The organism is Pseudomonas putida (assembly GCF_030159595.1).
GTDB lineage: Bacteria > Pseudomonadota > Gammaproteobacteria > Pseudomonadales > Pseudomonadaceae > Aquipseudomonas > Aquipseudomonas putida_AC.
In genome coordinates this window covers 469,953-490,624 of the sequence record NZ_BSKJ01000004.1, presented here as the reverse complement: position 1 = coordinate 490,624, position 20,672 = coordinate 469,953, and the positions used below count along the sequence as shown (strand labels likewise).

Sequence of the window (20,672 nt, the reverse complement as noted above, 5' to 3'; positions counted from 1 at the left end):
TAGATAGCGGCGCGCAAGCAGAGACGGACGTATCGATGCTAGTGACTTACAACTGTTAGTTTTAGGAGATGATCGTGACAGAACAAAAACTACTGATCGCGAATCGCGGCGAGATCGCATGCCGGGTGATTCGCTCCGCCAAAGCTCTCGGAATTCCTACCGTTGCGGTGTATTCCGAAGCAGATGCCGAATCTCAGCACGTGAAGGCTGCTGATGAGGCGTTTCTCATTGGCCCGTCCAAAGCGGCGGAAAGCTATCTAGATGCGGAGAAGGTGCTACGCGTTGCCAAAGAGAACGGTGTAACGCTGGTACACCCCGGCTATGGCTTCCTGTCTGAAAACACCGACTTCTCCGACGCTTGCGCTGCTGCCGGTATTACCTTCATTGGCCCAACCGCAGAAGTGATCAAGGCAATGGGGGACAAGCAGCGCTCCCGTCACTTGGCCATCAAGGCGGGCGTACCTGTGCAACCTGCGGCAGAAAACGTTACTGCCGAAGATCCAGAGGCGCTGATCAACGCCGCCCGAGTGGTGGGTTACCCGCTCCTGGTTAAAGCGTCAGCGGGAGGTGGCGGTATCGGGCTGAAACCTGTTCATTCGCCTGCTGACCTGGTTGAGGCGGTCGCTGCAACACAGCGCATGGCTGAGCGTGCTTTCGGCGACGGTACCGTCTTTCTGGAGAAGCTGATTGAAAGTGCTCGCCACATCGAAGTGCAGGTATTTGGTTTTGGCAATGGTGAGGCTGTGCACCTCTTTGAGCGCGATTGTTCGATCCAGCGCCGCTACCAAAAGGTGCTTGAAGAGTCTCCCGCGCCGAACGTGCCGTCGGATGTTCTAGCGCACATGGCGGAAGCTGCCGTAAACCTCGCCAAACTCTGCCGATACGATGGTGCCGGTACCGTAGAGTTTCTCTACGACGACAAATCGAAATCGTATTTCTTCCTTGAGATGAATACGCGCATTCAAGTAGAGCATCCTGTCACGGAGGCTGTGACTGGGGTAGACCTGGTTGAGGCTCAAATTCGTCATGCGCTGGGGGAGGGCGTGGAGGCTGAGCTGAAGCAGCAGTCGATCCAGCGCCATGGGCACGCCATTGAGGCCCGTCTCTACGCGGAGTCTCCTGAGAAGAAGTTCATGCCTGCTCCAGGCCTGATCGAAGAGCTTGAGGTGCCTCAGGTAGAGGGTGTTCGCATTGATGGCGGATTCGTAGCTGGTGATCGAATCACGCCTTTCTACGATCCGATGATCATGAAAATCATCGCGCATGGCAAAGACCGTGCAGAGGCAGTTTCGCGCCTCCAAAAAGCACTCACAGAACTCAAAATTTCTGGCCTCAAAACCAATCGCCAGTTCCTGCTCCGCGTGTTGGCTGAGCCTGCCTATCTCGAGGCAAAGGTTCACACTCGCTTCATTGATGAGCACAGCGAAAGCCTGTTCGCTGTCGCAGCAGAACAACCAGCTTAAGAGGAGATCGTCATGGCTGTTACCACACCCAACGTGCCGGGCATCGAAGGCCTCTCTGAGTTGGCATCGCGCTATATCAACGTTGAATCACTCCCATGGAAGCCCACGCCCACACCCGGCATCGACATGAAAATTCTCCTGCAGGATAAGGAGAGCGGGCTTCTCACTGCGCTGTTCCGCTGGGCTCCTGGAACCCGGCTGCCTCTGCATGAGCATGTCGAGGTGGAGCAAACCTACGTACTGGAGGGCAGCATCGTAGATGACGAGGGTGAGGTCGTCGCAGGCGACTTCGTTTGGCGCCCTCGTGGCAATCAGCATCTGGCACGTTCGCCGAATGGGGCGCTGGTGCTTTCCTTCTTCCTTCGCCCGAACAAGTTCCTGGAAGGCGTACACGCTGGTCAGAATCTGGAGTAAACAAATGAGCGACCTGCCAAAGAAAATTTGGATCAACGAAGAGGGGCCACGTGAGGGGTTCCAGATCGAAGCCAATCCTATCCCACTGCATCGAAAGGCTGAGCTGATTGAGGCTCTAGCTGAGACGGGGCTGAAGCAAATTGACTGCGTTTCGTTCGTCAATCCGAAACGCGTTCCAGGGATGGCTGATGCTGATGAGCTAGCTGCTGCTATCAACAAGAAGCCTGGCGTACGCTACACAGGTCTCTGGCTGAACCAGCAGGGGCTAGAGCGCGCTTACAAATCTCAGCTGGATATCATCGGGGCTATCCGTGTAACAGCGTCGGAAGCTTTTTCAGTCAACAACACGAACAAGAACATCGAGCAGACGCTCGATGAGCAGCGCGCATGGCTGAAGTCGTACGCAGAGCATGATGTTCCGGTTGAGTGGGGCTACGTCATGACTGCTTTTGGGTGCAACTATGAAGGCTATATGCCCATCCCCCAGGTTGTCCGAATGGTGGGAGAGGTGCTGGATCTGGCGACCGAAGCGGATGTACAGCTCAAGGGTGTGTACCTTGCTGATACCGTTGGCTGGGCAAATCCATTGATGATGGAAAGGACGATTGGCGCCGTTCGCGAGAAGTGGCCTGACCTGGCGTTAGGCCTCCACCTTCACGACACCCGGGGTACAGGCTTGGCGAATGTATATGCGGCGCTCAAGCTGGGTGTTGCGAAATACGATAGCTCCTGTGCTGGCCTGGGTGGTTGCCCATTCGCAGGCCATCGCGGCGCTGCAGGAAACATCTGCACCGAAGACCTCGTGTTCATGTGTGAGGAGATGGGGATCGAAACTGGCGTCAATCTCGACGCCTTGATCGAAGTCGCAAATCTTGCAGAGGATATCTTCGGTCGTCAGCTGCCGGGCAAGGTCATGCACGGTGGCAGCTTGGGCCGCTACAAAAAGGCGTAACGCAAGCAAGATGTAAAAAACCCCACCTTCAAGGTGGGGTTTTTGGTTCAGCTGGATTTAAATCCTACCATTCTGAGCGACAGTTCGATGTGCTGCCGCTCCAGCTCCTCAAGTCCGAGCTTGCCCCCCGGCTGATACCAGGTGCAGATGCCGGTCAGCATGGAGATCAGTGCTTTGGTTGTGAGGTTGCAGTCAGAGACATCGAAGATTCCTTCCTTCACACCATCCTCGATGATTTGACGAACCCGACGCTCGTACTCTGAGCGCAAGCGGGTAACCATGCGGTAATTATCCTCATCCAGGCTGCGAAGCTCCATGTTGCCGATGAAGACCTCTTTGCGGCGCTCAGTATGGAAATGCAGATGCACACCTACCATGGCCTCAAAACGCTGGTATGTGGATGGCTGAAGATCCACCTTTTCGGTGAACTCCATCAGGAGATCACGCATCACGGCCTTGAGGACGGTAGCTAAGAACTCTTGCTTGTTGCTGAAGTAGTTGTAGAGGGAGGCAGCTTTGATGCCCACCTGCTCCGCAAGGGTTCTCAGGGTCATCGCCTCGTAGCCGTACTTGGCAATCAACTCCACGCCGGCGGTGTGAATGGCTAATTCGGTGACTTCTCGTTTCGCGCCTACGGGTCGCATCAGGTAAATGTCTCTATATGAATGGGAGGGCGGCTTAGCGGGTCAGATAGCCACCATCCACAGGAACCATCGCGCCAGTAATATAGCTTGCCAGGTGTGAGGTCAAGAACACTGCCGGCCCTACCAGCTCGTGCGGTTCGCCCGTACGCCCCATAGGCACGTGACTAAGGAATGCCTCAAGCTTGCTAGGATCTTGCCGTGTCTCTTGCGACATAGCTGTCGGGAACGAGCCTGGAGCGAGACCATTTACACGGATCCCGTCAACGGCCAGTTCAGATGCCAGAGCCTTAGTAAATTGCAAGACTGCGCCTTTGGATGTCACGTAGCTGGATAGTGAGGCCAGGCCGGATGTGAAGCTGTGGATGGAGCCGATGTTGAGTACTGAGCCTTTCGTTTCTTTTAAATGGGGTAGGAAGGCATGGGTGACATTGAACATGCCGTTTACATTCACTGCCATGGTTCGACGCCACTGCTCAGGGCTCTTGTCGCTGGCGAATGGAGCGCGGAAGAGCAGGCCAGCATTGTTGATCAGCGCCGTGATACTGCCGATTTCACGCTTTACGAGTTCCGAGAGGGCGGCACAAGCAGCCTCGTCACAGATATCGAGGGCGAATGCATGAGCCTTACCACCTTTGTCGCATATGGCTTTGGCTGTCCCTGAGGCAGTGTTCATGTCAATGTCGGTCACGATGACGGTTGCCCCCGCTGTAGCAAAACCATGGGCGAGGGATGCGCCATTCCCTCGGCCGCCCCCTGTGATCAGTACGATTGCATCATCAAGGCGTAGTGAAAGGTCAAGCATGGTGAGTCCTCGTCTTGTTTTTGGAATAGGAAACTAACGCTCGTTATTTTTAGCCCCTTTAGGTCGAATTACAAGGCCTGCAGGCGATTCATGCTCTGAATTTTGCACCGGGCCGCTCCTTCCCGTAGGCCTTTTCGTTCTAAAAACCCTGCATTTTCCCTCTTGCAAACTAACGCAGGTTAGTTATTCTGGGCGTCCAGACAGCTCGGACGCTGCGTGGACATCTGCGCGCTTGGGGCTTCAAAACAATTACAAGAGGATTTTTCATGTCTAGCCGTATGCTGCTGGGTGGTCACATCACCCATAACGCCAAGCGCTTTCCAGAGAAGGTGGCCCTCATCGACAAGGCCGGTCGGACTACCTATTCGGAGTTCGAGTCGGGCGCTAACCAGGTCGGGCACTCGCTCCTGGCACAAGGCGTGGTTCATGGCGACAAGGTAGCGTTTCTCGCAAGCTCAAGCCGTCAGTGGGTTGAAGCGTTCTATGGTGTCGTCAAGATCGGTGCAGTCGCTGTGCCGCTGAATTATCGAGAGACGCCTGAGCAGATTCTGATGATGCTGGAGGACAGCGGCTCAAAAGTCTTGTTCGTGTCTGAACAGCACGTAGAGGCATTTGGCCCACTCCTGGAGTCATTGGCACTGCCTATCGTGAGACTCGAGTCGTTGAGTGCCTTCAAAGGTAACAGCACCAACCTGCCTCATGCCGCAGAGGCGCTCAGCGAGCATGATCCTGCCGTAATTCTATACACCGGTGGCACTACAGGTCGTTCGAAAGGTGTACTGCTCAGCCACTCGAACCTTTTCTGGAACTCGTTGAACGAGATTATCGACACCGACATGGAGGAGGGCGACAACACCTTGATTGCGACTCCTTTGCACCACTCTGCAGCACTCAATTGCTGGCTCCTCCCGCATCTGTATCTGGGGGCTACTGCAACCTTGCTGGAAAAATATGCCACCGAAGACGTGTTGAGAGTCATCAACAAAGAGCGCGTCACCAACACCTTCATGCCTCCATCATTGGCACGTGAATTCGTCCTGCATCCTCTCGCAAAGGAATTGGATGTGAGCTCCATGACCCGTTGGTATGTGGGCAGCGGGATTCTGACTGCAAATGATCGTGGCGCAATGAAAGCGTGCATCCCAGGCGTGAAAATCTACTACCAATACGGCCTTACGGAGGCAGGCCCGATCGCTACGGTCTTGAAAGAAGAGGACTATGAGCGCGCCCGTGGCTCGATCGGTCGTGCCTTTCAGAACGTTGAGGTGGCCATCGTCGACGACAAAGGCAATGTGGCGCCACCGGGTGAAATCGGTGAGATCGTACTTCGTGGGCCAACCGTGATGCTTGGCTATCACAATCGTCCAGACGCAACAGCGGACGCCATCGATCAGGACGGTTGGTTGCACACTGGCGACCTGGCGCACATGGACTCGAATGGCTTTGTGTACTTCTACGATCGCCTGAAGGACATGATCAAAACCGGCGGGCTGAACGTGTATTCCCAAGAAGTTGAAGCAGTGCTGGCCAAGCATGAGCACGTCCGCGAGGTAGCTGTCATCGGCTTGAACAATGAGCGTTGGGGTGAGGAAGTCACCGCTATCGTTGTGTTGCACGATGGCGTGGTTGGCAGTGCTGAACTGCTTGTTGCTCACGCTCGGGAGCACTTGGCGAGCTATCAGCTTCCTAAGCGGGTTGAATTCATCGCTTATTCAGACATGCCGTTCAACCATAACGGCAAGATTCTCAAGCGTGAACTCCGTCAACGTTTTGAGCCACAAGGCTGAGGCTGATTATGGCAATCGATTTTGAAAAACAAGGCCGAGTGGCGCTGGTTACGATCAACCGCCCCCAGGCCATGAATGCAATCGACCTGAACACACACCTCGCCTTCCGCGAAATCTGGTCAAGGATCAATCAGGATGACGACATCCACGTTGTCGTACTGACGGGTGCGGGATCCAAAGCGTTTTGTTCGGGAGCGGACATTGGGACGTTTTTGCCGTACCTGCGGGAGCGGGCGCTCAAGGAAATCGATGATGGCGATTTCTGCGGCATTAACCGCGGTTCTCCGACCACCAAGCCGATCATCGCCGCCATCAATGGGCTGGCCTATGCTGGCGGGCTTGAGATTGCTCTGGCATGCGACCTGCGAATTGCGGTGGATTACGCAAAGTTCGCACTTCCAGAGCCACGTTGGGGGGTGATCGCAGGTGCCGGCGGAGTTACTCGCCTATCCAGGGTGGTTCCGAGCGCGCTAGCTACGCACATGGTGCTCACTGGGGAACCGATTACTGCTGAGCGGGCACTGGCCGACGGTTTGGTAAGTGAGCTCACTTCCTCTGAAAACCTACTGTCCAGAGCGATGGAAATCGCCCACGGCATTACTAAAAACGGCCCACTGGCAGTTCGTGCGTCGCTCCAGGTAATCCGCCGCGGCGCTGACTGTGGGTTGGATGCAGCTCTTGAGCTTGAGCGCACGGCTTTCCGCAGAATCCTCATGAGTGAAGACTTCAAGGAAGGCATAGCTGCATTCACTGAGAAGCGTGAGCCTGCCTATAAGGGCCAATAGAGAAGGGGATGTCACCTTCGTTGCAGGTGCATTGGCGGCGGCTTATTCAATTTCCACTGCCGCCAGTGCTTGAGCAACACCTTATTGAGGCGAGGGTCGATGAGTACACCTGCAGAGAGCTTGGCCGCCATCTTCGCATTGGAGGAGGTGGAGGCAAATGTATTTAGGGGTGAAAGCCAAGATCTGAGATTGCCTCAGCTATTTGGCGGACAGGTTCTAGGCCAAGCCGCTATGGCCATGACCCGCACCGTCCTGGCGGACAAAAAGCTGCATTCACTCCACGGCTACTTCGTCAGGCCAGGACGTGCTAACGCACCTGTGATGTATGAAGTTGAAACCATCCAGGATGGGAGGAGCTTCAGCCGCAGACGACTGACTGCCTGGCAGGATTCCAAGGTCATATTCGTGGGCGATGGTTCATTCCATATTGTGGAGGAGGGCATGCATCACCAGCATGCTGCCCCAATGGTTCCTCCACCTGAGAGCCTGCCGACCGAGTTGGAGCTCTTGGACGGTAAAAGGGAGCTGATTGCCGAAATCCGTTCGCGCTATGAGGTGGCCGAGGCTATAGAAATACGTCCGGTTGAACCGATTGATCCCAGTAACCCAATCAAGCATGCGCCCAATAAGAGTTTCTGGTTTCGATGTGGATCTATCGAAACTCGCGATTCGGATGTACATCGTAGTTTGCTGGCTTATGCCAGTGACACTGCATTGTTGATCACGTCGTTGCTACCTCATGGCGTGTCAGATATGCAAGATGACATGCGAGTTGCGAGCCTCGATCATGCTATATGGTTCCATTCCGATTGTTATGTTGACGACTGGTTGTTGTATTCAACAGATAGCCCATGGAGTGGCGCAGGTCGTGGTCTAGCGCGAGGTCTCCTGTTCGATCGACATGGGAAGCTGGTTGCGTCTGTAGCACAAGAGGGTCTAATCAGAAGACTCTGAGCTTTCTCAAACGGCGGCCACCTGCTTGGTGGTTGCTGTTTTTTACGACCCACCAAAAATCTCCTATCTTAAAAATAATAAGTGACACCTCCAGGGTGTCATCAGGGAAGGAAAAATAAAAATGAACCCTAGTTCTGCGCCATTTTATATGCGTGCATCATTTGCATGCATTCTGCTTTCTGCCAACCCGCTTACTTCGTACGCCGCTGATCAATCTACTTCACCATGGATGCTGGGTAATTGGCAGGGGGGTAGGGACGAGCTCCACAGTAAGGGGTTGGATTTTGATATTAACTATCGGAGCGATAGCGCCTATAACGCCTCTGGCGGTTACAATAAAAACAAAAAAGTTGCTTATGCTGACCAATACATGCTTTCTGTTGCAGCTGATCTCGGCAAAATTTTAGGAGCGCGCCCTAGTAAGGCAGTCCTGACATTGATAGATCGGAACGGACAGGAGCTTGCCAAAGAGCGTTTGACCGACCCTCGCTCAGGTTCTTTGACTCAGACGCAAAATGTTTACGGTCGCGGCAGTGTCACAAGGCTATCGCAGCTGTATTACGAACTGGAGATTCAGAGGCCATCTTCCTACTTTCGAGTTGGGCGATTCGGCCCTGAAGAGTTTGGGCAATTTGATTGCGATTTTCAAAACCTAATTTTTTGTGGAAATTCAGGCGGAAACTGGCACGGAGATGATTGGTATAATTTCCCAATCGGACAATGGGCTACCGCGTTGAAGCTCAAGATACAAGATGGCGTGGATTTCCAAATCGGAGTGTTCGAACAGAACCCTACACTCCTAGAAAATGATAATGCGTTCAAAATTAATATGAGCGGCGCTGAAGGTGCACTGATTCCGTTTGAGGTTATCTGGTCACCAAAGAAAGCTTTTTTTGGACGCCCTGGAGAATTTAGATTGGGCGCATTCTACAATACCACAGATGCGGATGACCTTCGTTACAACAGTGATGGCCGAGAGCATGCATATGAGCCTGATAGTCGCTTCGAATCTCACCGCGGTCGAAAAGGCTGGTGGTATGTAATCCGGCAGACGGTCGGGGCGATCGATGAAGATCCTCAGCGCGGCATTGAGGTGTTTTCAGAGGGGTTCTGGAATGATAGAGATACAGGGGCGGTTGCGAATCACTATAATATTGGTGTAATCATAAAAGGCCCGTTCGCATCAAGACCACAAGATTCCATCGGACTCGCTGTTGGTGGACTCAGTCTTTCTTCAAATGTCACAAAGTACCAACGCGAAGTCAATAACTATAATCGAATCTCTGATTTTGATAATCCCATTTACATGCCAGTGCAAACAGATGAGTACAGCAGTGAGCTTTACTACGGCGTCAAGGTTACAAACTGGCTTACTGTGAGGCCAAATCTGCAGTACATAGTCCACCCAGGAGGTGTGGATAAGGTCGATGATGCCTTTGTAATGGGGCTGATGATACGTGCGAGTTTCTAGCAAGTTTGCGGCTGAAAGCGGGAAGCATTGAGCTTGCCGCTTTCGTTTAATGCTAGCGCTGCAGGGTTGTAGTTTGTAGGTGCGCTAAGAAGCTCTGCAGCTCCCTGCTGCGCATCGTGCCCTTGCGCAGAATGACTCCATACGGGGGGAGACCCTCTATCACGTGGCCCGGTAGCACCTTGATCAGTCCGGTACGCACATGGTCATGGATGACGGCTTCGCTTAGAACCATGATCGAGTCTGTCAATTGAATCAATTGCAACATCGCCCAGATGGATGAGCATTCAATTGTTTTTGTTGGAGGTAATAAATCCTGATCTGCCCACCATCGCTCCAAAGCCTTACGGCCTGGGCTAGCGGCTGGTTGTAACAGCCATGTCCATTGGCGAACCATTTCCTCCATGTGAGTAGGTTGTTTCCCTGCGAGCGGGTGGTCGCTACGAACAGCGACTACCAGGCGATCATTGCCTAATGGCTCAAACTCAAATCGCGAACGATCACTGGGCGCACTCAAGCGAGCAATCGCGACATCTAGTCGTTCTTGTTCCAGCATTTCAATAAGCAAGTCACTGGTGTCGCTCATCATCCTTACCCCCAAGTGAGGAGAAATTTGCTTGAGAGCGGCTATGGTCGTAACAACACGATCTAGAGCGCCACCCATAACGACCCCGACAGCTAGATGACCAAACCCTCCTTCAGCTCGTGCAGTAAGATCTTCGACGCAGCGATCAAGGCTGTTCAAAGCGGAGTGCGCAAATTTGAGTAATTCCTCACCAACTGGAGTGGGCACCACCCCTCGAGGTTGTCGATCAAAAAGAGCACATCCGAAGGCATCTTCCACTTCCTGCAACATTCGCGTGAGCGTTGGCTGCGACATGTTCAAGGTCTCTGCTGCGCGATGAAGGTTCTGACTGGCCCCCAGCGTGACTAGCATGTAGAGATGTCGATACTTTAAGCGCTTGAAAAGACTATGAGTTTTGGTGCTTGGATTGGCAGGTAGCTGATTCATGGCATTTCGACATTGTTTTTATGTGATTCGATTTGCGTATCAATAAAGCAAAAAAACCCATTAGTCAAACATCGCTTCCATGGCTAGGGTTGCCTCAGTGCGCGAGAGGGGGGCAGTACAGCCACTTCTCCAGGACGGTACGTCTGGCTGCGCCACACTGCACATTGCTGGGTCAATAACAAAAAGGAAAAGCCATCTATGTCGCAACAAAATTTCACCTTAGAACAGCGCCTGCAACGACTGGAAGATCGAGAGAAAATTAAGGAGCTTAAATTCAAGTATGCTTTTCACTTGGATAACGGATACAGTCCTGAGCATATTGCGGATTTGTTTGCTGAGGATGGCGAGTGGATCATCAAAGGTGTTGGTGGTGATGTGAAGGGGCGAGCCGCAATTAGAGGGCACTGTAGTAATCTGAGTAGGCAAATATCTTGGAGTCAACACGATATATTCTCTCCTCGAATAGAAATAAGCGAGCAGGGCGATCGCGCAATTGCTCACTTCAATCTCGTTTGCCTCTTAACGATGAGTACCGAAAATGCACCCCAGGGTGAGGCATTCTTGCTTGCCGGAAACTATACCGATCACTTGATAAAAGTGGGGGGCGATTGGTTGTTCCAGTCGATGACAGGAACGATCGAGCAGTCGTCTCCTTGGTCAGCGGGTTGGGTTGAAGCGTCCTTCAAGAAAGAATCTTGGTGATTTCTGATCAAAGAATTGACAGTCGAGGTAGAAATGACGTTGCTAACTCCGTTTGACCTTGCAGGATTATCGCTCAGTTCTCGCGTAGTGATGGCGCCAATGACCCGCTCTCGCGCGAAAGATACCGTCCCTGACGCCAGCACTGCCGAATATTACCGCCAGCGCGCCAGTGCAGGTTTGTTGATCACTGAAGGATCGCAGATCAGCCAAGAGGGCCAAGGGTACCTTTTTACACCAGGGATCTTTTCGCCGGCTCAAGTAGAAGGTTGGAGCAAGGTTACCGAGGCAGTACATGAAGAGGGTGGACGAATCTTCATTCAGCTTTGGCATGTCGGTCGTATTTCGCACACATCGTTGCAGCCATCTGGACAGGCACCCGTGTCCTCCGTAGACACTTTGGCAGAAAACACCACTTGCTATGGCTATGGCCCAGACGGCGAGCCTGGGCAGGTGCAGGTCACCAAGCCACGCGCGCTGACCACCGAAGAAATCGCTCGAGTATCCAATGATTTTGTAACGGCTGCTCAAAATGCGATCAAGGCGGGTTTTGATGGCGTCGAAATTCACGGAGCCAACGGATACATTTTCGAGCAGTTCATCAATGGTGGTCTCAACACCCGTACTGATCAGTACGGCGGTGGCATTGAAAACAGGCTTCGATTCCTCCTGGAGACTGTAGACCTATTGTCGCAAGCGATTGGCAGCAATCGTATCGGTTTACGTATTGCCCCTTTCGGTCGCCTTTCAGCGATGCCTGCGTTCCCCGATGAGCGAGAAACCTGGTTAGCTGCAGCGAAGGCCTTGAGCTCTCGAAACCTCGCATACCTGCACCTTAGCGATCAGGATTCTCTTTGTGGAAACCTCCTCAATCGCTCGTTTGTCAGGGAGCTGCGCGACGCCTACCAAGGTACTGTGATGTTCGCAGGCTCTCTGACGCTGGAGGTTGCTCAGTCAATGTTGGACGAGGGCCTTATCGATTTGGCTGCTTTTGGAAGGCCCTTTATCTCCAACCCGGATCTGGTGGATCGCTTTCGGAGCGGCTACGCGTTAACACCATTTGATCGCTCGACATTCTACGGTGGTGGCGACAGAGGCTACATCGACTACCCCGTAGCCCAACCAGCGTGATGGCCCACTAAGGACTATTGAGCAGTGAAAGCAGCGCGGTCGGAAGACCCGCTGCTTTTTTTCGACTCTATTGACGCACGCAGGAGCAAACGAGGTTGTGCGATTTGATTTTTGCATCGAATGGCGCAGTTTTTCCATTGGCCAAGCATCGCAGGATTGTTTAGGTTCGTTAGCGGCACTCAAAATACAACATGAGGTTTCTCTAAAGCCTCAAAAGCCGGAGCTAGACGCTATGCCTGCGCAACATTTGATCGACCTCTCTCGTCCCGCAATTTCAGCAGAGGCCACGAGCTTCCTGGGTAGCTCCCATCGTCTTTTCATCGATGGTCAGTGGCTTGAAGCGCGAAGCGGTCAGAGAAGGAAAGTGTATGACCCCGCAACTGGGCAGGTCATTGCGGAAGTCGCCGACGCCGACCAGGAAGACGTCGAGAAGGCAATCCTGGCTGCTCGAAAATCTTTCGATGGTGGTGCTTGGCGCAAGCTGTCGGGTTCTGAAAGAAGCAAGGTGCTGTGGCGTATTGGAGACCTGATAGACAAATACTCGCAGGAGTTGGCTGAGCTTGAAGTGCTTGATGAAGGTTCGCCATACGGCATCGTGAAAGACGCCTACGTGCGTAACTCTGCGGAGCATTTCCGCTATTACTCCGGATGGTGCACCAAGCTGAATGGGCTTTCTGTGCCTGTCGGACTTGCAGGTGAATGGCATGCCTATACCACTCATGAGCCAGTTGGTGTGGTCGGCCAGATTATCCCCTGGAACGTCCCACTGCTGATGGCTGCCTGGAAGCTGGCTCCTGCGCTCGCGGCTGGCTGCTCGATCGTGCTTAAGCCGGCTGAAGACACTCCACTTACTGCACTGCGCCTTGCTGCAATTTGCGAGGAGGCCGGTCTGCCACCAGGGACATTGAATGTCATCACGGGGGATGGCCGCTGTGGCGCTGCTCTGGTCAACAGTCCGCTTGTAGACAAAATCGCATTCACTGGCAGCACTGCCACTGGCAAAGCCATTGCCGCGGCAGCAGCAAAAACCTTGAAGCGTGTCACTCTCGAGCTTGGGGGTAAAAGCCCAGTGATCGTCTTCCCGGATGCTGATTTGTCGACTGCCATTCCAGGCGTAGCTCAAGCGGTCATGCTGAACAGCGGTCAAGCATGTACTGCAGGCTCGCGTCTTTATATTCATGAAGACGTCTATGACGATGTCATCAATGGTGTCGCTGAATTCGTATCGCAGATGAAGCTTGGTCACGGCCTGAACCGTGCCACGCAACTGGGGCCACTGATTTCCCAGCGCCAGCTGAGTCGAGTGAGTGAGCTGGTGCGCGCGGGAGTGAAGGAGGGGGCCAAGGTCGTCTGTGGCGCCAGTGAGATTGGCGGGGATGGCTTCTTCTATCAGCCCACGCTACTCGCAGATGTTCAGCCCGGAATGACGGTCTATCGCGAGGAAATTTTTGGCCCTGTGATTTCGGCGATGAAGATCTCGAATCAGAGCTTGGACGACCTCGCGCGCGAGGCCAACAACACCGAGTACGGCCTTGCAGCAAGTATCTGGACTCAGAACGTTAGCCAAGCACATGCGCTGGCTGCTCGTATCCGTGCGGGCATCATCTGGGTGAACAGCCATAACCAGATCGACCCTTCGCTGCCTTTTGGTGGTTTCAAAGAGTCTGGCATTGGGCGAGAAATGGGCCTTCATGGGCTTGAGCATTACACCGAGACCAAGTCGGTAGCAGTTCTGCTCAAGAGTTAATACCTGTTGCCCGGGAACCTGCTTGCCCGGGCTACATACGACGACACAGCACGCGGCTCCTGGAGCATCACTTCGTGATGAGCCCGGGGGCCTTTCGCTGCGTAAGCTCTCCAAGCGCGAAAAAAAACAATAGGTGCGCAGAAAATGCAATTTCAGAAAGACGTCACTGAAGAAGTGAATACCCTAACCCTGTCTAAACTTCCGCTCTGGTTCGGGGGGCTATTGCTGTTGCTTACCTTACCCCTCATGGCTGGTGGGCTTTATCTAGCCTGGCTGGGCGGCTCGCTGTTCTACCTCTTCACTGCTGTAGTCCTTGCAGCGTCCTCATATGGGTTCTTTAAAAGGCAGAAGCTTGGTGTAGTGGCTTATCTGCTTCTGGTCGGCACTACCAGTCTATGGGCAGTTTACGAGGTTGGTTTTCAATTTTGGCCCTTGGTACCACGACTTGCCGGCATCCTGCTTTTGCTGATTCCAGTCTGTTTGCTGGCTACCAAGGTAGGTTTTGCCAACCGAAAAGCTTGGGTTGGTGCTTCCGGGATCACCGCAGCCTTGCTGATCGTTGGCTTCGTTGCGATGTTTTTCCCTCATGGTGTGATCAAGGGCGTAGCTCGGCCAGCTGTGGCAGGAGGCGCCCCTGACAAAGCTGTGAACGGAAACTGGCAGCACTATGGCCGCACCCCAACAGGAACGCGTTTCGCGCCACTGGAGCAGATTACGCCTGGCAATGTGACCGACTTGGAGGTCGCTTGGACGTTCCGCACGGGCGAAATCGCGGATGTAGGCTCTGAAAACCAGAACACGCCGGTGCAGGTTGGAGACACATTGTTTATCTGCACCCCTTTGAACAAGGTGTTTGCCATCGATGCCAACACCGGCAAGGAGATTTGGCGATTCGATGCCAAAGTGCAGAACAACAAGGTCTGGAATCGTTGCCGGGGAGTGAGTTTCTACGACTCCACGGAGGTTTCTGATAATGTCCGTAACGCATCTGCCGTGGTTCAGGACTGCCCTCAACGCGTGATCCTCTCGACGCTGGACTCTCGCCTGATTGCCCTGGACGCCAAGACTGGCAAGCAGTGCCAGAGCTTCGGTAATAATGGCCAGGTAAACCTTCAGGAAGGCATGGGTGAGATCAAGCCGACCTACTATATGGGCACCTCACCGGTCACGGTAGCCGGCAATCTGCTGATCGTAGGCGGTTGGGTCTATGACAACCTTGAAGTCAATGAGCCGTCAGGGGTTATTCGAGCGTTCAACGCTGCGACCGGAGAATTGGAGTGGGCATGGGATCTTGGTAGTCCAGCGATCACCAAGTATCCACCGGAAGGCCAGACCTACACCCGCGGCACACCCAACATGTGGTCTACAGCCGCTTACGATGCGAACCGTGGCCTTATATTCATTCCTCTGGGAAACTCGACCCCAGACTTCTGGGGTGGCCATCGCTCCGCGGCAGCCAACCACTACGCGTCGTCAGTGGTAGCGCTCGATTACAAAACTGGGCGTGAGCGCTGGGCTTACCAGACAGTGCATCATGACATTTGGGACTACGATATTCCGGCTCAGCCTGCCCTCTATGACGTACCAGATGGCAATGGTGGAACAATCCCGGCACTGATCCAAACGACCAAAACCGGCAACATCTTCATGCTCAACCGCGAAACCGGCAAGCCGATTGCTGATGTGGTCGAGCGTGGTGTACCGCAGCAGGAGTTGGCGGGCGATAAAACTGCGCCGACGCAGCCGTTCTCCGTGGGCATGCCTTACATCGGTCAGGAAGCACTGAAAGAATCTGACATGTGGGGCGCTACGATTTACGATCAGTTGCTTTGCCGGATCCAATTCAAATCCCTGCGTTACGATGGCGCATTCACTCCACCTGGTACTACTGCTAGCTTGCAGCATCCAGGTAATTTCGGGGGCATGAACTGGGGCAGTGTATCGATCAACGAAGACACTGGAACGATGGTCGTCAATGACATCCGTATCCCGCTCCGCGTGCAGCTGATCCCAAGTGAACACCACGAAACCAGTGGCAACGGCAAGCCGCACTCTGAATTCGCGCCAATGCGTGGTACACCCTTTGTCGTGACCAACTCATCGTTCGTTTCTCCGATGGATGTGCCATGCCAAGCGCCGCCCTACGGCACTGTGACAGGAATTGATCTGAAGACACGTCAGATCATTTGGCAGCGACCAGCAGGTACTGTTCAGGACACAGCTATTGCTGGCGTGAAAGTCCGAGCACCGTTCCCTATTGGCATGCCGACTATCGGTGGCACGGTATCGACACGGTCTGGCCTGGTCTTCTTTGCCGGCACCCAAGATTACTTCCTGCGGGCTTACGATCAATCCACTGGTGACGAGCTCTGGAAAGCTCGCATGCCTGTAGGATCTCAGGCTACTCCGATGACTTTCGTATCGCCGTCGAGCAATCGCCAGTTTGTTGTAGTCAGCGCTGGCGGGGCTCGTAGCTCCATGGATCGAAGCGATTTGTTGATTGCATACGCACTGCCGAAGAAGCAGTAGCAATCCAAAGCCCACCCCGGGTCTTGGGGTGGGCCTCTCCTGTGAGAGTCGCCTCGCCGCATAGCGGGGCTGCTCCATTCTATTTCCAATCCTCCCGAATACTCTCCAGTTCGCTAGCGCCCGCTGAAGGTTGTGTGGCGCGCGAGCTGCCTTTTATTTCATCCTAAAATTCCAAAATGAATGGAATCAAAAGGCGATTATCTTTTCTGCTTTCGTAATTAAAGTAGGCTCTCAAGGGGGAAGCGACAAGCAGCTGCGAGCTCGCTGCGAACCTCCACAGCTTACTGATTACAGAGGAAATGCCCATGGACAGCCTTATCAAAGGTCTCGTTGATCGAGAAGAAATTCGTAACCTCAGAACCTTGTATGCCCATCATCTTGATAGCAACAACATCGATTCGCTTGACGAAGTATTTGCTGACGAAGCGGTGGTAGAGGTTACCGTGGGAAAGATGGAGGGTATCGATGCCATACGCTCAGGTTTGAAGGATGCCTTCAAGCTCTTCGACCGTGATCGGCAGGGCAGCTATCCCTTCATGCATGCGATCACCAATCACTGGATCAAACTGACCGGGCCGGACTCAGCTGAAGGCCGCTGCTACCTGATCGACTTTGAAACCGCATCGAAGCCAGACCCGAATCCGTTGCTACTGCTTGGCCTCTATGCCGATGAGTACAAACGCATCAATGGGGAATGGCGAATCACCCGCACTCGTCTTGAGGTGGTTTGGCCAGAGCGTAGCGAGCCCCAGGAATCTGCAGACTCGGTGACGGGAGCGTGAAGCATGGCCAACTCGTTGAAACTCAGTATCCTCGACTACTCCCCAGTCGATGAACACCTTCATCCCATTGACGCATTGGCTGCCAGCGTTCGCTTGGCTCAATGCGCGGAAAGGAATGGTTTCCAGCGCTTCTGGGTCTCGGAGCACCACGGTGCTCCTGCGACGGCGAGCAATTCACCTGAAATACTCATGTCGCGCATTGCATCGGCCACCCACAAAATTCGGGTTGGCTCGGGTGGGGTCTTACTCCCCAACTACAGCAGCCTGAAAATTGCTGAAAACTACCAGTTGCTCGAAGCACTGTTTCCTGGCCGGATTGATCTTGGCTTCGGTCGTGCTCCAGGTGCCGACCGCCGTACGAGCATGGCACTCAATGATGAGAAAAGCGGGGCGATTCCCTACGGGCAGAAGGTCGAAGATCTCCTTGGTTTTGTGACGGGTAATCACAAGGAGAACTCCCGCTACAACGGCATGCGTGCGCATCCCATGACGTTGGAAAAGCCTCATCCCTTTGTGTTGGGCGCATCGGGCTCGACTGCTGAGGTAGCCGCTAATGCAGGACTAGGTTTTACCTTCGCTCATTTTATCAATCCGCGTGGAGATGGGCCTCGAGCAGCTGCGGCTTATCGTGAGGCTTTCAAGGAGACCGATTTTTCCAGCGCGCCATCTGTGGTGGTCGCAGTCTTCGTTGCTATCGGAAAAACGACCGAGCAAGCTGAGGAATATGCGTCCGCGTTCCACCTCTGGCTGGCGTACGCGGAGAGCGCTAATCCGTTTGATCGTGTGCCATCAATCGAGACCACTCGAGGTCATCGCTGGTCTTCTGAGGAGTTGGCGATTCGAATGCGGAATAAAGGGCGCCTTGTCTATGGCACTGCAGGTGACGTCTTGTCGCAGTTATGTGAGCTTGCTGCGGCGTACGGAACCGACGAGGTAATGATCAACCTTATGATGCCAGGTGAAGAGGCCCGGCTTAACGCCATCGACAGCCTCACCCGATCGATGGCGAATCAAGGGCAAGCGCTCGAAACGCCTTTGGCAGCTGAAAGTTTGGAGGGGAAAAACCATGGCTAAGCTCGATTTAGCGGCCTCCGTAGCACCAATGTCCAAAGCAAATCACATTGCGCTGTCTCTAGCTCATCGCTGGTTTGCCTACCTGGAGGCCCCGGGTGGGGATATGATGCGGCACCTCACGATGTTTCACCCAAATGTTCAGCTTTCAGGTCATCGGGTGAACCACATTTTTGCCGACGACCATGACTCCTTGAAGGCCTGGTTTGCTGCTGTGCCTGATCTGGTCAGCTCGCATCACATCATTCACTCCAATTTTTCCCTGGCCGCTAACGGCGATGGCTTGCTGGACATGATTGTCGCTTACCAAGCCCCGGGCGAGACTCGAATGCAGGGATCCATCATCAGCTATGAAACCCGTATAGATTTCGCGCCGGAGGCACCGCGCTTCATTGCTCTCGATAAAACGCCGATTCTTCCGAATAGAAGGGTGAGCTACGAAACCTCTTGGGCAACAAATCGCGTGCTTTCCCGCCTACATGCTGCGCTTGGTGGAATCACCGACGCAGATGACGCTCTGTGCGCTGCTTTGGGATACGAAGTCCTGCAAATAAGCGCCATTGCTGCTGCTCCCGAGGGTAGCTCAGCATACGATGCCATAGTGAGCGTCGTTGGAAAGGACGCTCAAATCCGCAACGTACGCCTGCACCTCTCTGACAGTGCCGCAAAGCCACTGCCAACCGTTGACCAGGTCGAAATTCCGGAGCCAGCCTCCCTCTACTAATCTGTGTATTCAACCTTTCCAGCCTTAGGTGTGGTCTACAAAGCACGCTGGTAGTGCTTCAAAAGTGCGATTACAGACCACCACCGATAATAGAAACTACGGTTAAGTGATCAGGAGCCACGCCTGCGTTACGGCTACGTCTCTCGTTACCCACTCTCCAAACCTTGTGCCATTTACGGTATCAAGCGCCCCAAAGCGCATTAGGCATTCCCAGAGTCTGTGCAGGGCGTTGTCGATTTTCCTGCTGATCACATTCCTGCTTTTTCAAGCTGTTTCTCCCTCCTGCAGTCCGCCTATTTTCAGACACCTTCGCCTAGCTCATCGCAACGAGCTGCGCTTGTTGACTTTGTTCCGACCCGAATGCAGGGTCAATTATGGAATTTGAAGATCAAATGAATGGAATTGCACCTAATTAATCAATCTCAGGATGAGCCGTAAAATTCCTGCAACGGCGATGAGAGCTAGATTCTCAAACCTCAAAATCGAGTCCTATTCCACATACCTACCGTTGCGAGCCTTTTGAACTTGGCTTGCGCGAGCACGTGTGTGTCAGCACACATGTAGCGGAGAGTTTATGAACAGATCGTTTTCATGGGCCACCCTGGCGGTATTGCCAATGTCGGCTTTATTGCTGGCAGCTTGCAGTCCATCAGAGGAGCAACGCCCACGGCCAGCGGCCCTTAAGGTTGGCTACTACGAGATCGAGGAAGCGTCGTTGACGCTGAGCACCGACCTCCCTGGCAGGACGTCCGCTTTCCGTGTAGCAGAGGTGCGTCCACAGGTCGACGGCATCCTTCAGCAACGCTTCTTTGTAGAGGGCTCCGAAGTCAAAAAGGGTCAGCAGCTCTATCAAATTGACCCGCGGACTTACCTGGCACAACAGGCTCGAGCAGAGGCCAATCTGCACAGTGCGCGCAACCTTGCAGATCGATACGAGCGCCTACTCAAAGCCAGGGCGGTCAGTCAGCAACAGTATGATGATGCCGTGGCAGGATGGCGCCAGGCAGAAGCTGATAAGCGTGTAGCGGACATCAACGTGCAGTACACAAAAGTGCTGTCTCCAGTAACAGGCCGAATCGGACGCTCCGCTGTTACTGAAGGTGCGCTAGTGACTGAGGGCCAAACCAGCGCGCTGGCCACAGTCAATCAGCTTGACCCCATATATGTGGACGTGACTCAACCAATCACACGCATTCTTGCTCTCAAGCGAGCACTCAAAGCGGGCGACCTGAAAAACTCCGGTACTGACCAGGCGGAGGTGTCCCTTACGCTGGACGATGGCAGCGCCTACCCACTAACCGGCAGCTTGAAGTTCTCTGAGGTCAGTGTTGATCAAGGGACTGGCTCTGTGACTTTGCGCGCAGTCTTCCCCAACCCAGAGCGTGCACTGCTACCGGGGATGTTTGTGCATGCGCAGGTCAAGGAAGGCGTGCGTGACAAAGCACTGCTCGTTCCTCAACAGGCAGTCGTCCGAGATAGCAGAGGAGTGGCAACCGCCTGGGTGATCACTTCAGATAATCATGTTGAGCAGCGAGACCTTGAAACAGTTCGTACCGTTGGGAACGCGTGGCTGGTCGACAGTGGGGTACAACCGGGCGAGCGAGTGATTACCGAGGGACTTCAGTTCGTCCAACCGGATTCTGTGGTTGAGGCAGAACCAGCATCGAACGTGCAACTCAACACTGCTTTGACTGCAAACTGAGAGGTT

General features: G+C 53.8%; 18 protein-coding genes. 15 read left to right on the top strand and 3 right to left on the bottom strand.

Going from position 1 to position 20,672, the window contains the following annotated elements; translation table 11 throughout:
- Positions 1–74: 74 nt before the first annotated feature.
- Genes QQL85_RS12130 through QQL85_RS12120 form a run of 3 tightly spaced genes read left to right on the top strand, consistent with a single transcriptional unit; the run spans position 75 to position 2,829 of the window.
- Positions 75–1,463 carry an acetyl-CoA carboxylase biotin carboxylase subunit gene (locus QQL85_RS12130; RefSeq protein ID WP_284353512.1) on the top strand — a complete coding sequence of 463 codons (1,389 nt, stop codon included), beginning with the start codon at positions 75–77 and terminating at the stop codon, positions 1,461–1,463.
- A gap of 12 nt (positions 1,464–1,475) precedes the next feature.
- Positions 1,476–1,877 (top strand): cupin domain-containing protein, encoded by a 402-nt coding sequence (locus tag QQL85_RS12125; protein ID WP_047602701.1) that lies wholly within the window; start codon positions 1,476–1,478, stop codon positions 1,875–1,877.
- Between the two features lie 4 nt (positions 1,878–1,881).
- On the top strand, positions 1,882–2,829 hold the full coding sequence (locus tag QQL85_RS12120) for a hydroxymethylglutaryl-CoA lyase (RefSeq protein ID WP_284353513.1): 948 nt from the start codon (positions 1,882–1,884) through the stop codon (positions 2,827–2,829).
- Positions 2,830–2,876: 47 nt separating this feature from the next.
- On the opposite strand, the gene QQL85_RS12115 is transcribed toward QQL85_RS12120, so the two are convergent.
- Together QQL85_RS12115 and QQL85_RS12110 are read right to left on the bottom strand one after the other, a co-directional pair.
- Positions 2,877–3,473 carry a TetR/AcrR family transcriptional regulator gene (locus tag QQL85_RS12115; protein WP_243055279.1) on the bottom strand — a complete coding sequence of 199 codons (597 nt, stop codon included), beginning with the start codon at positions 3,471–3,473 and terminating at the stop codon, positions 2,877–2,879.
- A gap of 34 nt (positions 3,474–3,507) precedes the next feature.
- Entirely contained in the window at positions 3,508–4,275 is a 768-nt protein-coding gene (locus tag QQL85_RS12110) for an SDR family NAD(P)-dependent oxidoreductase (protein WP_284353514.1), read from the bottom strand.
- A gap of 266 nt (positions 4,276–4,541) precedes the next feature.
- Here QQL85_RS12110 and QQL85_RS12105 point away from each other — a divergent pair, with 266 nt between their 5' ends.
- The 4 genes from QQL85_RS12105 to QQL85_RS12090 all read left to right on the top strand — a co-directional run bounded on the left by QQL85_RS12105 (position 4,542) and on the right by QQL85_RS12090 (position 9,272).
- Positions 4,542–6,062, top strand: coding sequence for a class I adenylate-forming enzyme family protein (locus QQL85_RS12105; RefSeq protein WP_284353515.1), 1,521 nt, complete (start codon positions 4,542–4,544; stop codon positions 6,060–6,062).
- Positions 6,063–6,070: 8 nt separating this feature from the next.
- Positions 6,071–6,847 carry an enoyl-CoA hydratase/isomerase family protein gene (locus QQL85_RS12100; protein ID WP_243055276.1) on the top strand — a complete coding sequence of 259 codons (777 nt, stop codon included), beginning with the start codon at positions 6,071–6,073 and terminating at the stop codon, positions 6,845–6,847.
- 99 nt (positions 6,848–6,946) lie between these two features.
- Positions 6,947–7,801 carry an acyl-CoA thioesterase gene (locus QQL85_RS12095; RefSeq protein WP_284353516.1) on the top strand — a complete coding sequence of 285 codons (855 nt, stop codon included), beginning with the start codon at positions 6,947–6,949 and terminating at the stop codon, positions 7,799–7,801.
- 121 nt (positions 7,802–7,922) lie between these two features.
- Positions 7,923–9,272: a carbohydrate porin gene (locus QQL85_RS12090; RefSeq protein WP_284353517.1), complete on the top strand. Its 1,350-nt coding sequence runs from the start codon at positions 7,923–7,925 to the stop codon at positions 9,270–9,272.
- 52 nt (positions 9,273–9,324) lie between these two features.
- On the opposite strand, the gene QQL85_RS12085 is transcribed toward QQL85_RS12090, so the two are convergent.
- Positions 9,325–10,281, bottom strand: coding sequence for a LysR family transcriptional regulator (locus tag QQL85_RS12085; protein WP_243055273.1), 957 nt, complete (start codon positions 10,279–10,281; stop codon positions 9,325–9,327).
- A 198-nt stretch (positions 10,282–10,479) separates the two neighbouring features.
- On the opposite strand from QQL85_RS12085, the gene QQL85_RS12080 reads away from it, so the two are divergent.
- From QQL85_RS12080 to QQL85_RS12045, 8 genes are all read left to right on the top strand, one after another.
- Entirely contained in the window at positions 10,480–10,983 is a 504-nt protein-coding gene (locus QQL85_RS12080; protein WP_284353518.1) for a nuclear transport factor 2 family protein, read from the top strand.
- A 33-nt stretch (positions 10,984–11,016) separates the two neighbouring features.
- A complete protein-coding gene (locus QQL85_RS12075; RefSeq protein ID WP_284353519.1) occupies positions 11,017–12,111 on the top strand; it encodes an alkene reductase in 1,095 nt (364 codons plus the stop codon).
- A 97-nt stretch (positions 12,112–12,208) separates the two neighbouring features.
- A complete protein-coding gene (locus QQL85_RS12070; protein WP_284353520.1) occupies positions 12,209–13,858 on the top strand; it encodes an aldehyde dehydrogenase family protein in 1,650 nt (549 codons plus the stop codon).
- A 144-nt stretch (positions 13,859–14,002) separates the two neighbouring features.
- A complete protein-coding gene (locus QQL85_RS12065; RefSeq protein ID WP_284353521.1) occupies positions 14,003–16,387 on the top strand; it encodes a membrane-bound PQQ-dependent dehydrogenase, glucose/quinate/shikimate family in 2,385 nt (794 codons plus the stop codon).
- 305 nt (positions 16,388–16,692) lie between these two features.
- Positions 16,693–17,169: a nuclear transport factor 2 family protein gene (locus QQL85_RS12060; protein WP_284353522.1), complete on the top strand. Its 477-nt coding sequence runs from the start codon at positions 16,693–16,695 to the stop codon at positions 17,167–17,169.
- Between the two features lie 3 nt (positions 17,170–17,172).
- Entirely contained in the window at positions 17,173–18,243 is a 1,071-nt protein-coding gene (locus QQL85_RS12055) for an LLM class flavin-dependent oxidoreductase (protein WP_284353523.1), read from the top strand.
- Positions 18,236–18,964 carry a hypothetical protein gene (locus QQL85_RS12050; protein WP_284353524.1) on the top strand — a complete coding sequence of 243 codons (729 nt, stop codon included), beginning with the start codon at positions 18,236–18,238 and terminating at the stop codon, positions 18,962–18,964. The genes QQL85_RS12055 and QQL85_RS12050 overlap by 8 nt, the downstream gene beginning before the upstream one ends.
- A gap of 574 nt (positions 18,965–19,538) precedes the next feature.
- Entirely contained in the window at positions 19,539–20,666 is a 1,128-nt protein-coding gene (locus tag QQL85_RS12045; protein ID WP_284353525.1) for an efflux RND transporter periplasmic adaptor subunit, read from the top strand.
- Positions 20,667–20,672 lie beyond the last annotated feature (6 nt).